Origin of the sequence: Candidatus Ruminimicrobiellum ovillum (assembly GCF_002392975.1) — a bacterium.
Classification (GTDB): Bacteria; Elusimicrobiota; Endomicrobiia; order Endomicrobiales; family Endomicrobiaceae; genus Ruminimicrobiellum; species Ruminimicrobiellum ovillum.
Window position 1 is genome coordinate 102,950 of sequence record NZ_DGIC01000002.1, and the last position, 14,445, is coordinate 117,394.

The 14,445-nt window shown below is 31.7% G+C and carries 11 protein-coding genes and 1 tRNA gene; all 12 read left to right on the top strand.

The genetic code is table 11. The annotated features are described in order from the left end of the window. The first annotated feature begins 30 nt into the window (after positions 1 to 30). The 12 genes from B2Y85_RS00565 to B2Y85_RS00620 all read left to right on the top strand — a co-directional run bounded on the left by B2Y85_RS00565 (position 31) and on the right by B2Y85_RS00620 (position 14,444). Positions 31 to 1,278 carry a DNA recombination protein RmuC gene (locus tag B2Y85_RS00565; protein WP_372518522.1) on the top strand — a complete coding sequence of 416 codons (1,248 nt, stop codon included), beginning with the start codon at positions 31 to 33 and terminating at the stop codon, positions 1,276 to 1,278. A gap of 114 nt (positions 1,279 to 1,392) precedes the next feature. After that, positions 1,393 to 1,917: a bifunctional pyr operon transcriptional regulator/uracil phosphoribosyltransferase PyrR gene (pyrR, locus tag B2Y85_RS00570; protein ID WP_372518523.1), complete on the top strand. Its 525-nt coding sequence runs from the start codon at positions 1,393 to 1,395 to the stop codon at positions 1,915 to 1,917. Positions 1,918 to 1,942: 25 nt separating this feature from the next. Continuing rightward, positions 1,943 to 2,893 (top strand): tetratricopeptide repeat protein, encoded by a 951-nt coding sequence (locus B2Y85_RS00575; RefSeq protein ID WP_372518524.1) that lies wholly within the window; start codon positions 1,943 to 1,945, stop codon positions 2,891 to 2,893. Between the two features lie 12 nt (positions 2,894 to 2,905). Beyond that, complete coding sequence (locus tag B2Y85_RS00580) at positions 2,906 to 3,853, top strand: aspartate carbamoyltransferase catalytic subunit (protein ID WP_372518525.1); 948 nt, start codon at positions 2,906 to 2,908, stop codon at positions 3,851 to 3,853. Further along, entirely contained in the window at positions 3,847 to 5,133 is a 1,287-nt protein-coding gene (locus tag B2Y85_RS00585) for a dihydroorotase (protein WP_372518526.1), read from the top strand. Before B2Y85_RS00580 ends, B2Y85_RS00585 begins: the two co-directional genes overlap by 7 nt. Beyond that, the gene (locus tag B2Y85_RS00590; RefSeq protein WP_372518527.1) at positions 5,103 to 5,867 is read left to right on the top strand and encodes a dihydroorotate dehydrogenase electron transfer subunit; all 765 of its coding nucleotides are present in this window, start codon (positions 5,103 to 5,105) and stop codon (positions 5,865 to 5,867) included. Before B2Y85_RS00585 ends, B2Y85_RS00590 begins: the two co-directional genes overlap by 31 nt. 119 nt (positions 5,868 to 5,986) lie before the next feature. Then, the gene (locus B2Y85_RS00595; protein ID WP_372518528.1) at positions 5,987 to 7,504 is read left to right on the top strand and encodes an O-antigen ligase family protein; all 1,518 of its coding nucleotides are present in this window, start codon (positions 5,987 to 5,989) and stop codon (positions 7,502 to 7,504) included. Positions 7,505 to 7,597: 93 nt separating this feature from the next. Continuing rightward, positions 7,598 to 8,002 (top strand): type IV pilin protein, encoded by a 405-nt coding sequence (locus tag B2Y85_RS00600; protein WP_372518529.1) that lies wholly within the window; start codon positions 7,598 to 7,600, stop codon positions 8,000 to 8,002. A gap of 34 nt (positions 8,003 to 8,036) precedes the next feature. Further along, positions 8,037 to 8,123: transfer RNA gene (locus B2Y85_RS00605), tRNA-Ser, on the top strand. A gap of 121 nt (positions 8,124 to 8,244) precedes the next feature. Continuing rightward, positions 8,245 to 9,597 (top strand): CCA tRNA nucleotidyltransferase, encoded by a 1,353-nt coding sequence (locus tag B2Y85_RS00610; RefSeq protein ID WP_372518530.1) that lies wholly within the window; start codon positions 8,245 to 8,247, stop codon positions 9,595 to 9,597. Positions 9,598 to 9,639: 42 nt separating this feature from the next. After that, entirely contained in the window at positions 9,640 to 9,864 is a 225-nt protein-coding gene (locus B2Y85_RS00615; RefSeq protein ID WP_372518531.1) for a hypothetical protein, read from the top strand. Between the two features lie 17 nt (positions 9,865 to 9,881). Further along, complete coding sequence (locus tag B2Y85_RS00620; RefSeq protein WP_372518532.1) at positions 9,882 to 14,444, top strand: tetratricopeptide repeat protein; 4,563 nt, start codon at positions 9,882 to 9,884, stop codon at positions 14,442 to 14,444. The last annotated feature ends 1 nt before the right edge of the window (position 14,445 follow it).

Sequence of the window (14,445 nt, forward strand, 5' to 3'; positions counted from 1 at the left end):
TATAAAAAACATACTGACAAGGAGTAAAATATGTTAACAGCATTGATTATTTTAGTTTCAATAAACTTAATTTTAATCTTATTAGTCTTATTAAAAAATAAAAATTCAAATCAAGATGTTATAAATAAAAAATTTGACGATTACGAAAAAAAGTTAGATTCTTATGAGAAAGGTTTTAAAGATGAGTTTGAGAGAAGCAGAAGAGAATCAACGGAAAACGAAAGAGCATCAAGAAAAGAAAATCAGGATACATTGATGAATTTTCAAAATTCCATAAATGCCAAGTTCGATACCCTTTCAAAAAACACGCAAGAATCTTTGGATAAACAAAAAGAAACTGTTCAAACAAGTTTGAAAAATATTCAAGACAGCAACGAGAAGAAGTTGGAACAAATGAGACTTACCGTTGATGAAAAATTGCAATCTACATTGGAAAAAAGATTAAACTCTTCTTTTGAACTTGTAAGTAAACAATTGGAATCAGTTCAAAAAGGTTTGGGTGAAATGCAGTCAATAGCAAACGATGTCGGAGGATTAAAAAGAGCATTAACTTCCGTAAAAGTTGCAGGAACTATGGGAGAAGTTCAACTTGAAGCATTACTTTCACAAATTTTAACTGCCTCTCAATATGAAAAAAATGCTCACCCTAATCCGTCCAATCCTTCGGGAGTGGTAGAATTTGCGGTGAAACTTCCGTCTAAAGAAAGTGAAGAAAAGTTTATATATTTACCTATAGACTCAAAATTTCCCACGACAGCATACGAAAAATTGTTGCAGGATTATGAGTCGGCAGATAAAAATGCTATTGAGTCCGATAAGAAAAAGTTGGTAACGGATATAAGAAATTTTGCAAAAGATATTAAAGATAAATATATATCGGTTCCTTATACGACAGATTTTGCCGTAATGTTTTTACCTTTTGAAGGACTTTATTTGGAAATATTAAGAATTCCGGGACTTATACAACAAATTCAAAACGATTTTTCAATAACAATTTCAGGACCTACAACTTTGGGAGCATTTTTAAACAGTTTGCAAATGGGTTTCAGAACACTTGCTATACAAGAACAAACAGACAATGTTTGGAACATTTTAAGGGCCGTTAGAACCGAATTCGGTAAGTTCGGAGATGTTTTGGATGCTACCAAGAGAAAATTGGAAAGTGCAAGTAAAGAAATAGATAATGCAGGTGTCAGAACAAGAGCAATAGAAAGAAAGTTAAGAGATGTGGAATCTTTACCGGAACAGCAAGCGGAAAAGCTTTTGGAAAATATTTAAACTGTTTATCTTTTTTATTAAATTATAATGATTTATAAGTAGCCGAAAATGTTATTTATAAATCATTATTTTTTTTATATAATATATGACAATATATATTAAGGGAAAGTTATCATGGAAATTTTAAATTCAAAACAGATAGATTCTACAATCGAAAAATTAGCTAACGAAATTATAAAACAGAAAATAGACGATATTATCGTTATAGGTATTCAAACAAAAGGTGTTACCGTTGCCAAGAGATTATCAAGAAAAATAGAAAATATAAAAAATATGAAAGAACAAATACCTTTCGGAATATTGGATATAACTCTTTACAGGGATGATTTACAGGAAGCAGGTGCGGATATTCCTACAATAAAAGATACGAATATCCCGTGCGACATAAATAATAAAAATATAATTTTAGTTGACGATGTTTTATATACCGGCAGAACAATTCGTTCCGCATTGGATGTGTTAAAAGATTTCGGAAGACCGAAATCAATTAAGTTGGCGGTTTTGGTTGACAGAGGATACAGAGAACTTCCCATACAGCCGGACTTTGTAGGTCTTGTGCATCATACAAAAAACAGGATTTGCGTTGATATGGATGATGAGGTATCTGTTGATGATAAAGTTGTAGCGGACGATAAATAATATACCAAGAAAAGGGGAATATTATATGAAAAAACTTATGACAAGTTTGTTAGTGTTTATGTTTTTTTTGATGGCGTTTGCTCAAGTATATGCTGTTATAGATGTAGATGCTGCCGGAATAGATCCTTCCGAAAAAGAATATATTAAAATCAGACAATTATTGGTGCAGGTGAGAGAAAATCCGCTTAGAGAAGAAAGTTTTGATTATTTGGAAAAAGCAATAAGTTTATGTAATAGAAAATCCAGTAAAGCGGAACTTTATTTTTTAATGTCTCAAATAAAGCAACATACACCTCTTAAGGGAGAGTATAAATCTTATGCGGAGAGTCTCGATTTGCAAGGTGCAAAGGATGATATCGATAAGGCGATATCTTTAGATAATACTCAAGCAAAATACTATTCTCAAAAAGCTTCTGTTTTTGCTTCTGTCAGAGATTTTTATAATGCCGTAAAATGTTGTGATGAAGCAATAAAGTTAGATTCAAAAAATTCAGACTATATTTATGAGAGAGCACAATACAATTTTTATATGAAGAAATATGATGATGCTCTTAAAGATGTATCTGCAGCCTTGGAAATCACCAAAAAACCTGAATATTATTATACCAAGGCATTTTATGAAAAAGAGGTAGGGAAAAAACAAGAGGCTTTAAAAGATATTGAAAAAGCGATTGAATTCGGAGATAAAACTTTGAATTACTATTTGTACATAAGGACCAGAGCGGAATTAAGACTTGAATTGGGAATAAAAGAAGAAGAAGCTGTAAAAGACTTAGATACCGTAATAGAAAAAGAAAAATATAACGATAATAATAAATATTGGGCACATACAATTAAAGGACAGTTTTTGGAAACAAAAGAAGAATATGCCAAAGCATTAGAATCGTATAAGGCAGCGGAAAAATTGACCGAACTTAAAACTTTTTTTCAAAATAAAATAAAATTTTTAGAAAATAAACTTAATAATAAAGAATAAAAAGAGGCTAAAATGTCTTTTAACAGAAAAGATCTTCTCGGTTTGGAACATTTGGACAAAAAAGAAATTCAAACAATTCTTGATGCGGCAAAGCCTTTCAAAAATATGTTTACCAGGTCAATCAAAAAGGCTCCGGCACTTATCGGAAAAACCGTTGTAACTTTGTTTTGTGAACCTTCTACGAGAACAAGAACATCATTTGAGGTTGCTGCAAAAAGATTATCTGCCGATGTTATAAGTATTGCACCGAAAACATCAAGTTTTGTTAAAGGTGAAAGTTTGGTAGATACCGCTAAAACTCTCGAAGCAATGAAAGCCGATATTATAATAATAAGACATACTTGTGCAGGAGCGCCAGAACTTCTCGCGAAAAATTTAAATGCTTCGATTATAAATGCGGGAGACGGTTTTCATGAACATCCGACACAAGGCCTTTTGGATCTTTATACAATGTACGATAAAAAGAAAAAAATCGAAGGCTTAAAAGTTTTGTTGGTAGGAGATATTTTACACAGCAGAGTTGCAAGATCAAATATCTGGGCATTAACAAAATTCGGTGCAAAAGTCAGAGTTGTCGGACCGCCGACATTGATACCGAAAAGTATATCCTCTTTAGGTGTGGAAGTGTTTTACGATTTGGATGAAGCTATGAAAGATGTTGATGTCGTAAATATTTTAAGAATACAAATGGAACGACAACAGGGCGCTTTTTTCCCGTCCAAACATGAATATAATGAACTTTATCAGGTTACGGAAAAAAGACTTAAAAATGCCAAACCGGATGTTTTGATTATGCATCCCGGACCGATGAACAGAGGAACGGAAATTGATGACGAAGTTGCGGACAGCCCGGCATCGGTTATTAACGAGCAGGTAACGAACGGTATTGCAATCAGAATGGCGGTATTGCATTTGTTGGCACTGGCAAGAAACAAACAAGGGAGGAAACATACATGTTAATTCAAATCAAAAATATAAGAATAGTTGATCCTACCTGTAAAGTTGATAAAGTCGGTGATATATTTATTGAAAACGGCAAGATAGTTGATAAACTTTCCGCTAAACCGGAAAAAGTAATCGACGGTAAAAATAAAGTTGCTGTTCCCGGATTAATTGATGTTCATTCTCATTTAAGAGAACCGGGACAAGAAGAAAAAGAAACTATTAAAACGGGAACAATGGCAGCGGCAAAAGGCGGTATTACAACCGTATTTTGTATGCCTAACACAAAGCCGGTTACCGATAATGCTCCGTCGGTAGAATATATTCTTATGAAAGCTCAAAAAGAAGGAAAAGTAAATGTTTTCCCGATAGGATGTATTACAAAAGGTTCACAGGGTGAAGAGTTAGCCGAAATAGGAATATTAAAAAAAGCCGGAATTGTAGCCGTAAGCGATGACGGAGTACCCGTTGCAAATTCTCAAGTCATGAGAAGAGCATTGGATTATACAAAGATGTTTAATTTGGCTGTAATATCTCATTGTGAAGATAAAGAATTGTCTAAAAACGGTGTTATGAATGCAGGCAAAAATTCCATGATATTCGGACTCAGAGGTATTCCCAACCAAAGTGAAGAAATAATGGTTTCAAGAGATATAATGCTTTGCGAACTTACCGGCGGAAAACTTCATATAGCACATGTTTCAACTGCAGGTTCCGTAGAACTTGTAAGACAAGCAAAGAAAAAAGGTTTAAATGTTACTTGCGAAACTTGCCCGCATTATTTTTCGTTAACCGATGATTATGTTCAAAATTACGACACAAATTTTAAAATGAATCCTCCGTTAAGAACACACAAAGATGTGGAAGCAATTAAAGAAGGATTAAAAGACGGAACTATCGATTGTATTGCAACCGATCATGCTCCGCATACTCAAGAAGAAAAAAACAGAGAATTCGATAATGCACCGTTCGGAATTATAGGTTTTGAAACTGCATTATGTTTGGTTTTAAATGAACTTGTAGATAAAAAAGTTTTAACATTTGAACAGGCAATTGCAAAAATGACAACAAATCCCGCAAAAATATTTTCATTGTCGGGAAGAGGAACTTTGAAACCGGGTTCCGTTGCCGATATAACAATTATAGATTTGGAACAAAAATACGAATTTAAAAAAGAAGATATTTTGTCTAAGAGCAAAAATTCTCCTTTTATCGGAAGAAAGTTTAAAGGTTGTGCCGTAATGACTATAGTAGGAGGAAAAATAGTTTGGACATTAAAAGATGGGATTATCAATTAGAAATAACCGAGAATAAAAATATTTGTTTGAATTTTTATAAATTTTCCATCGTATCAAAAGAAATAGCATCTGCAGCTTGTGCAGGACAATTTTGTATGATAGGCTTGGAAAAAGTTTTTTTAAGAAGACCGTTGAGTATATATTCCGTTGATGAAAATACGGGAACGGTTTCTTTCTTGTATAAAGTTGTAGGTAAAGGAACCGATATTTTGGCAAAATTGCCTATAGGCAGTAAGGTAAATGTTTTGGGACCGTTAGGTCAGGGATATCCGTTAGATATAAAAGATAATGTCGAACCCGTACTTGTTGCCGGCGGAACGGGAGTGGCATCAATTCACTTTTTGGCAAGTTGTTTAAATAAATCCGGTAGTTTGTATTACGGTGTAAGAAAAAAAGAAGAATTGATGTGTTTAACCGAGTTTGAAAAAATGGGTTGGAAAATAAATATTTCCACCGAGGACGGCTCTTACGGATACAAAGGCTTTGTTACGGATTTGTTGGCAAAACAAGTTCAACAAAACAGTGCTATTTACGTTTGCGGACCTACCCCGATGATGAAAAAAGTTGCGGAAATCGCAAAAGATAAAAATATTCCCGGATATGCATCTTTGGAACAAAAAATGGCTTGCGGTGTCGGTAATTGTCAGGGGTGTGCCGTTAAAATAAAAAATGCTTATAAAATGGCTTGTAAAGACGGACCTGTATTTTCAATAGCGGATATTTTATTTGAATAATGTTTGTTAAATTGCTTCTTTCAATACTAATTTTTTTTGTGCCTTTGAGTTTTGCGGGAACGGAACCTTGGGCATTTTTTATTTTTCAATCGGTAGTTTCCTTTATATTCGTATATCTTTTGTTTACTAAAAGAAACCTTTCTTTTACTTTTCCGGCATTATCGGTAAACATTATCTTTGTAATATTTATTTTGTTAGCAGTTGTTCAGATATTAAATCATCATACAATATTACAACAAAAAGATTTTATACCGTTTACGGTTTCACCTTTTCACACACTTAAAGAACTGAATTCCATATTTACCTATATGATGTTTTTTATAATTGTTAATCAAATTTTTCATGATTCTGCAAAAATAAAAAAACTTTTATATTTAACATTAACGGTTTCGGCTGTTGTGATGATGATAGGGCTTTGTTTCCCGAAGGGCGAATATATCAAATTCTTTTTAGGAACGGAAAGCCTGGGTAATTTCGGACCGTTTACAAACAGAAACAATGCCGGAATATTTTTGTCAATGTCGTTTTTTGTATCCTTAGCTTTGTTAATTTATAATTTCTTAAGATATCAAAAATATTTAATTGAAAATAAAAAAAATGATTTTGTAATTAAACAAATTGTGCTGATAACAGTATCGTTGATGCTGTTAATAAGCGTTATTTTGACTCGCTCCAGAGGAGCGATGTTAGCAACATTTGTTTCTGTATTTATATTTATGCTTTTATATGTTTATCATTTTTCGGGCAACATTAAGCAGAAACTTTATAAAATTTTATTTGTGCTTGCTATATTGGCGGTATCTTCTTTTGCCATATACAAAAATATAGATGCAATCAATGCTTACAGTCAAAGAACTACGGGAATGTCTGAAGCAACAAGATTAAAACTTTATGATATGTCTTTTGATATTTTGAAAGATTATCCTGTTACCGGAATAGGTTTTGCTTCTTTTCCTATACTCATAGATAAATATTTGAAAGAAGATTTAAAAGCATATCCCGAATATTTACATAATGATTGGTTGGAATTGTTGTTGGATGTCGGATATCCGGCTTATGCAATATTTTTATTACTTATTTTTGTTCTTATATTTATTTTCTTAAGGAGAATAAAATTTTTATCGTATAAGAAAAAGATTTTGTTTATAGGTTCATTTTCGGCCTGTTGTTCAATTTGTATCGGAAGTTTTGTCGATTTTCATTTTCATATTCCGGCAAATGCAATGTTATTCCTTATTTGTTTGGCAACATTGTGTTCGGTTTCTTTTTATAAGGATAAAAAAACTTTTAATTTAAGAAACGGGATATTATCTAAGATAGTATTTTGTTTATTGATAATTTGTGTAATATTTATTTCTTGCAGAAATGTTATGGCTTGGAGATATTATACTTTTTCTAAAAATATGCCTAAAGATCAGGAAATAGAATATTTGGATAAAGCCGTCAAACTGTCAGGTAATCCGAAATATATCGAAAATTATATAATAACCGTATATAACAATGCCAAAACAAATAAGCAAGATGTTTTTGCAAAAAACGGATATTTGTATTCAATCGTTTATAAGTATATTGAGAACTATCCTTATAACAGAAAAATATCAAAAATCTTTTTAAAAATGAACGATTTAAACTCATGAGTATTGTGTTAAAAGATATTGAAAAAAAAGGTAGTTTGTATTATAATATTGTGTGAGTTTAATGTGATATTTGTTTTGCAGAGAGGTTGTTATATGATAAAAATAAAAGGTTTTACTTTGCCGGAAGTGGTGATAACAATAGCTATAGTGGGTATTTTAGCTTTGGCCGCAGTTCCGGTTTACAGAGGATATGTAAGAAAAAGTATGGCAACTGAAGGTAAAGCATTATTAGCCGAAATTAATGCTGCAGAGCAAGTTTATTATTCAAGAAACGGTCATTTTTATGCAACCTCGAATGCTAACGGTGAAGGAAATACCACGGTATTAGGTATTGATGCAAGAAGTAATAAATATTTTACTGCTTATAAAATTACTACGGCCGATGATGATAAATTTACGGCTGTAATAGAAAGCGGTGGAGCGGATAAGAGCTTGACATTAAACGGTTCTCTTGCGGACGAACCGAAGATAATAGATAATTTTTCTAACAAGGAATAAATGTTTATTTGAAAATTTTTTAGCTCTCTTATGGGGAGAGATGGCCGAGTGGTTGAAGGCGGTAGTCTCGAAAACTGCTATAGGGGGAACTCTATCGAGGGTTCGAATCCCTCTCTCTCCGTATCCTTTCAATATGTTTAAATTGAAGAAGTTACTTTTTCCTGTGATTAGAAATTATGGAATTAGTTTCTTTTTTTTTTGTGTAAAAAAATATTTTTTTCGGTTAAATTCAGAATATAAAAATGAACTCTTTGAGAATACCTCAAACCTATCAATCTGTTGTTGAAAAACTTATCGAAATAGCAAAAGATAACAATTTTATTATTTATGCTGTGGGTGGTTTCGTGAGGGATATTATTTTAAACAGACAACCGAACGATTTGGATATTATGGTTGAAGGGGAAAATGCCGGTATAGAATTTTCCAAAGTGGTTGCAGAAAAATTAAAAATACATCCTCCTGTTACATTTGAAAAGTTTGCAACATCAAAGCTTCTTATAGAAAATAAAGAAATAGAGTTTATAATGCCCAGAAAAGAGTATTATGATAAAAATTCAAGAAATCCAAAAACGGAAATAGGGACATTGGAACAAGATGCATTAAGGCGAGATTTTACCGTTAATGCTTTGTTTTTAAGATTAAATGATTTTCAATTGCTGGATTTAACAAAAAAAGGTTTGGAAGATATAAAAGATAAAATTATAAGAGTAACCGATGAAACGGCATCCGATATAATTTTCGAGCAGGATCCGTTGAGAATATTAAGAGCCGTAAGGCAATCCTTCCAGTTGAATTTTACAATAGAACCCAAAACATATCAAAGTATGAAGAATAATGTTGAAAGAATAAAAATTGTTTCCGGTGAAAGAATAGCGGAAGAAATAAACAAAATATTATTGCTCGAAAAACCTTCGAGAGCGTTTAATATGTTAGACGATACGGGTTTACTTAATATTTTATTCCCGGAACTTAAACAAAATCAAAATGTTGAACAGCCGAAACCTTATCATGATAAGGATGTTTACGGGCATACCATGGATGTTTTGGATAATATAAAACCCGATTTACTTTTGAGAATGACAGCTTTGCTTCACGATATAGGAAAGGTAAAAACAAAATCCGAAAAGGACGGCAAAATTTCATTTATAAATCATGAGTCGATAAGCTCAAAGCTGGCAAAAGATATTTTAGCCAGATTAAAATATTCTGCGGATTTTATAAAAAAAGTGTGTTTCCTGATAGAAAATCACATGTATCCTAAAATGTATGATACAAGTTGGAAAGATTCTTCGGTAAGAAGATTTGCCAATAAATTAGGAGAAGATATAGATAACATAAGATTGTTAACCGTTGCCGATACAAAAAATTTCGACGGTGAACTTTTTGACAGGGTTAAAACTTTGGAACAAAAAAATATGCTGTTGCCCAAAGAAGAATTGTTTAACGGGAATGAATTAATTGAAATTTTTAACAAACCGGCCGGAAAGTGGATAAATGATGTAAAAAAATATATAAAAAACTTACAGTTTGAAGATCCGAAAATAACGAAAGAAGAAGTTTTGGAAAAAGTGAAAAACTTGTTGAAAATACAATAGGTATAATGGTATAATATAAAGAAAAGTTTACGAGTGTAAAGTATGGAAAATAACGAAGAAATAAATCAAGAAGAAATGAGTAATGATGATTTGATTCGGGAAGCTGAATCAGAGCCCAAACAAAAGACATATGATGTTGTCGGTTTATTGGCCGGTGCGGTATTTGGAATTTTTATTGCCGTAATAGGTATTACCGATATTTTGATGGGTATTATTACCGGAATGTTTATAGGATTGGTAGTAGGCACATTTATCAAAAAGAAATAAGTTATGGGAGAATATGAATGACGGTTGATTATAAGAAAAGTATAAATTCTTTTATAAAAAAGCTTATAGAAGATATGGAGTTTTATCCTGAAAAATATAAAATCAGTATTAACAAAATTTTAACTTCGCAACAAAAAAAAGATTTGGACAACCAAATACATTTATACACATCGAAAATAGCTTACAATCCCACAGATGCCTCAGTATATTATAACAGAGGTTTAGCATATCACAAGAAGACGGATTACAAAAACGCCATAGAAGATTTTTCAAAAGCCATAGAATTGGATAAAAACTTTACTTTTGCTTTTATAGCAAGAGGAGAAACTTATGTTTTCTTGAAAGAGTTTGATCTTTCGGAACAAGATTTTAAAACCGCAATAGAGCTTAATCCGCAAAATCCGAGTGTATATACGACATTGGGGAGTATAAGAGTATTTCAAAATTTATTTGATGAAGCCATAAAATATTTCGATAAGGCAATAGAATTAAATTCTTACATAGAATCCGCATTTTACGGCAGAGCAATGGCGCACAGAGGTTTGTTTCAATATCAGGAAGCAATAAAAGATTTTACTAAGGCTATAGAATTAAATCCTACGGATGCTTATGCTTTTTGTAACAGAGGTATAACTTACACGAATATAGAATCTTTGGATGATGCAATAAAAGATTTTGAAGTTGCTTTAAAATTAAAACCGGAAGATGTTTATATTTTGAATAATAAGGGGCTTGCCCACAGAAAAAAATTGGAAGAAGATGAAGCAGAGGCATGTTTCAAAGAAGCTATAGAAAAAATGCCTGAAGATTGTTATGCATATTACAATTTAGGAAATTTACATAAAGAACAAGGGTTGGATGATAAAGCTTTGAAAGATTATTCCGAGTCGATAGATTTGGATTATTCTTTCGGTCCGGCTTATATTGAAAAAGCAAGCATTCTCTTATCGCAAGATAAAACCCAGAAAGCATATGAAGAAATTTTGCAAGCTGTAGAATTTATGGATAAAAATTTCATAAGTTTTGCCTTTTTAGGATATATGAGTGTTTTAAACGAAGATTATAATAGTGCTATAGATAATTTCAAAAAGGCAATAGAAATCGACGGAAGCAAAACACCTGAATTGTTGTATTGTTGCGGTTTGTGTTACTTTTTTACGGAAGATTATCTTGCCGCGGAAAAATATTTCTTCAAAGCGATAGAGCTTTCATACGATTTGTCGGAAATGCTTTTTGCTTATGCATTAACATTGTTCAAATTGGAAAAATATGATGCGGCAATAAAATATTTTACGGATGTAATAGAGAAAGACCCTACGATAATAGAAGCGTATTATTGGAGAGGAATTTCTTATGTTAAAAGCAGAGATTATAAAATTGCCATAGATGATTTTAAACAAACACTTAAAGCACAATATTTGTTGAAGGAAACTAATTTCTATTTGGGTGTATGTTATCTTAATACAATGGAAAACACCACGGCACTTGAATATTTCGATAAGGCCGTTTCTTTGGGATATGCCGATGTTGCGGTTTATAAAAAAAGAGCGGTTGCTTTGGTGAAATCCGGTTATGACGACGAAGCTTTGGACGATTTAAACAAAATTTTGGAACAGAACCAAAACGATGTTGAGTCTTATATTCGAAGAGCAAAAATATTTGTAAATAAAAAAATGTATGATGAGGCCGAAAGTGATATTGTCAGTGTGTTGGAAATCGACAATAAAAATCAAGATGCCGAATTATTGAATATCCAAATTAAATTTTTAAAAGAAGAATATGAATCTTGTATTAATTTTGCAACAGTCTTTTTAGATGAAAGGCAAGATAATATACACGTTTTAATTTTAAGAGCGGATTCTTATTTTAAGCTCGGTGATTATCCTAAAGCTCTTATGGATTATACGAGAATAATAACATTAAATCCCGAAAAAGAAGAATTTTATTTAAAAAGGATAAAAGTATATATTAAGATGAAAGCTTATCCCGAAGCATTGGCGGATATAGAATTTTTATTGAATACGGAAGATGTTAATCCTAATGTTTATTTTTATAAAGGAATAATAAACAGAAACAAAGGTGAAATAATCGACGCAATAAAAAATTATGACATTGCGTTGAAAATGCTGAGTGAAAATAATGTTTTGGATTTAGACAGAGAAATATTGGATACAAAAAGATATTTCTATTCAGAAAAGAAAAAAACAAAAGAAAAAAAGAATAAGATATCTGTCGTTTCTGCAGGAAGAAAGAATGCAAAAGGTTCCGCGAAACGTACAAAAATCGTTGAAGAAAATATTGAAACCGAAGAACCTAAAGAAATTCTTGAAAAAGAAATTGAAGAAATCGGAAAAACAGTAACGATAGTTCAAGATTTTACCGCGGAAAGAAAAGAGACGGAAAATTTTAAAAAACAACCGTCTGTGCCGGAAGAAAAAACGGTTGAAGAAGTAATACCCGAAGAAAAACCGCAGGAACCGGCTGCTATTAAAGAAGAAGAAGCTAATAATGGCATTAATTTTAATAATAATATGACGGAACAAAATATACAACAGATACCGCAACAGGAAAATGTTAACATAAATACAACCCCGATTATAAATACGGCCGCTGCGGACACGAATGCAGATACAAGTGTAAATACGAGTTCTTCAAATACGGATAATAATAAATTTAATACTATTAATGAAAATACTGTTGCTGCGACGGATGTTGTAAAAGAAGAAAACAATTTCGTTGTTAATAATGTTCAACAAACTGTTGTTGACAATAATGTTTCTGATATTCGGGAACCTAAACAGGAAGAAGTTTCTTTTACAAGTATCGCTCAGTTAGATAAACTTATAAAAGAGGATAAAACAAACTCCTTTTATTACCAAAAGAGAGGAGATTTATATTTAGAACAATCAAAATTTAAAGATGCCGTTAAAGATTATGATATGGCAATTAAATACGATAAAAATATAGGTCCTGAAATTTATAGAAGTAAAGCTAAAGCATTTAACGGATTGAAAAAATATAAAGATGCAATACAGTGTATTAATAAAGTTATTGATTCCGATTTGGTTGACGCGGATTTATATTTTGAAAGAGCATTGCTGTATTATGAAATAAAAGATTATGCAAACTATCTCAAAGATATAGATTCCGCATTGGATTATGATCCGGGATACAATAGAGCTTATTTGTCGAGAATAAATTATTATATTAAACAATCAAAATATTCCGAAGCCTATGATGATATAAAACAGGTCAGCGATTTTGAAACTAAAATAGATAATAAGTTCTTGTTGGCTACGGTAGCTTTCCAATTGAAAAAATATCACGAAGTTATATCTTTGTTGATTTCAATATATGAAGCTAAAAAACAAGATAAAGTTACGGATTTTTATTTGGGAGTAAGTTTTGCCGAAACAGGAGATTTCGATAGTGCAATAAAATATTTAACAAGAGCATTGGAAAAAGGTACCAAGAATAAAATTCTTTTCTATATGTTGGCTAAATCTTGTTTTTATCAACAAAATTTAAAAGCGGCATTGGACTTTTTAAACAAAGCCGTTAATATGGATTCATCGGATTATAGATATTATTGGTTAAGAGCAAAAATATATCATGGGTTGAACAATGTAAAACTTTCTTCGCAGGATTTTGAAAAAGCAACAAAAATAAATTCAAAAGATAAAGACTTATTTTTGGATAAAATAGATTTCTTTGAAAAAAGTGATAAATTGGATGATGCCGTAAATAATTGTTCTAAATTGATACAACTTGACGATAAAAACGGTGCATATTATTTAAAAAGAGGACAATTATATAAAAAACTTGGAAAAAATAAAGAAGCCGAAAAGGATTTTGCACAAGCGGAATCTTTAGGAACGGATGTAAAACAGTATATTGTTCCTGAAGAAAAAGTTGTTGCCGATGAAGAAAACTCACAGCAAGAAATACAACAAGATGTACAACCGGAAATACAACAGGAAACAAAACAGGAAGCAACCCCGAATACGGAACAACCGAATAAAGAAGTTGTTGTTGAACAGAAAACTGAGCCTGTTATCAGCGTTAATATTGAGGATATAGGTAAAAATTCCGAGATAGCAAAAGAAGACAGAAAAATAAATGTATCTGCCAGTATGATACACTTAAACAGAGGAAATATAAGTTTTAGAAAACAAAAATACGAGGAAGCTATTTCAGAGTTGAACCAGGCAATAGATTTTAATTATAAAGATTCTCAGGGATACTTATTGAGAGCGGAAGCGTATGTTGAAATAAAAAAATATGATTCCGCTATAAAAGATTTACTTACGGTAATAGAATTGTCTCCTAAGGCAACTTTTGCATATTCCAAAATAGGTGATATATATAAAATAAACAATAATTTCGAACAGGCAAAAGCTTTTTATACAAAAGCAATAGAAATAAATCCAAAATATGCACTTGCATATTTCGGATTAGCCGAAGTTTATGAAAAAAGCCGAGAAATAGGTTTAGCTGTTGAAAAATATAAAGAAGCTGCAAGACTTGATGTAAAATTGGCAAAAGAATGCAATATGAAAATTGCCGAGTTAAATTCATAAT

What these genes read in the sequence shown, in the direction of transcription:
- pyrR (WP_372518523.1), top strand. Translation starts at nt 1,393, where the DNA reads ATGGAAATTTTAAATTCAAAACAGATAGATTCTACAATCGAAAAATTA.
- B2Y85_RS00580 (WP_372518525.1), top strand. Translation starts at nt 2,906, where the DNA reads ATGTCTTTTAACAGAAAAGATCTTCTCGGTTTGGAACATTTGGACAAA.
- B2Y85_RS00620 (WP_372518532.1), top strand. Translation starts at nt 9,882, where the DNA reads ATGACGGTTGATTATAAGAAAAGTATAAATTCTTTTATAAAAAAGCTT.
- B2Y85_RS00585 (WP_372518526.1), top strand. Translation starts at nt 3,847, where the DNA reads ATGTTAATTCAAATCAAAAATATAAGAATAGTTGATCCTACCTGTAAA.
- B2Y85_RS00610 (WP_372518530.1), top strand. Translation starts at nt 8,245, where the DNA reads ATGAACTCTTTGAGAATACCTCAAACCTATCAATCTGTTGTTGAAAAA.
- B2Y85_RS00575 (WP_372518524.1), top strand. Translation starts at nt 1,943, where the DNA reads ATGAAAAAACTTATGACAAGTTTGTTAGTGTTTATGTTTTTTTTGATG.
- B2Y85_RS00565 (WP_372518522.1), top strand. Translation starts at nt 31, where the DNA reads ATGTTAACAGCATTGATTATTTTAGTTTCAATAAACTTAATTTTAATC.
- B2Y85_RS00600 (WP_372518529.1), top strand. Translation starts at nt 7,598, where the DNA reads ATGATAAAAATAAAAGGTTTTACTTTGCCGGAAGTGGTGATAACAATA.
- B2Y85_RS00615 (WP_372518531.1), top strand. Translation starts at nt 9,640, where the DNA reads ATGGAAAATAACGAAGAAATAAATCAAGAAGAAATGAGTAATGATGAT.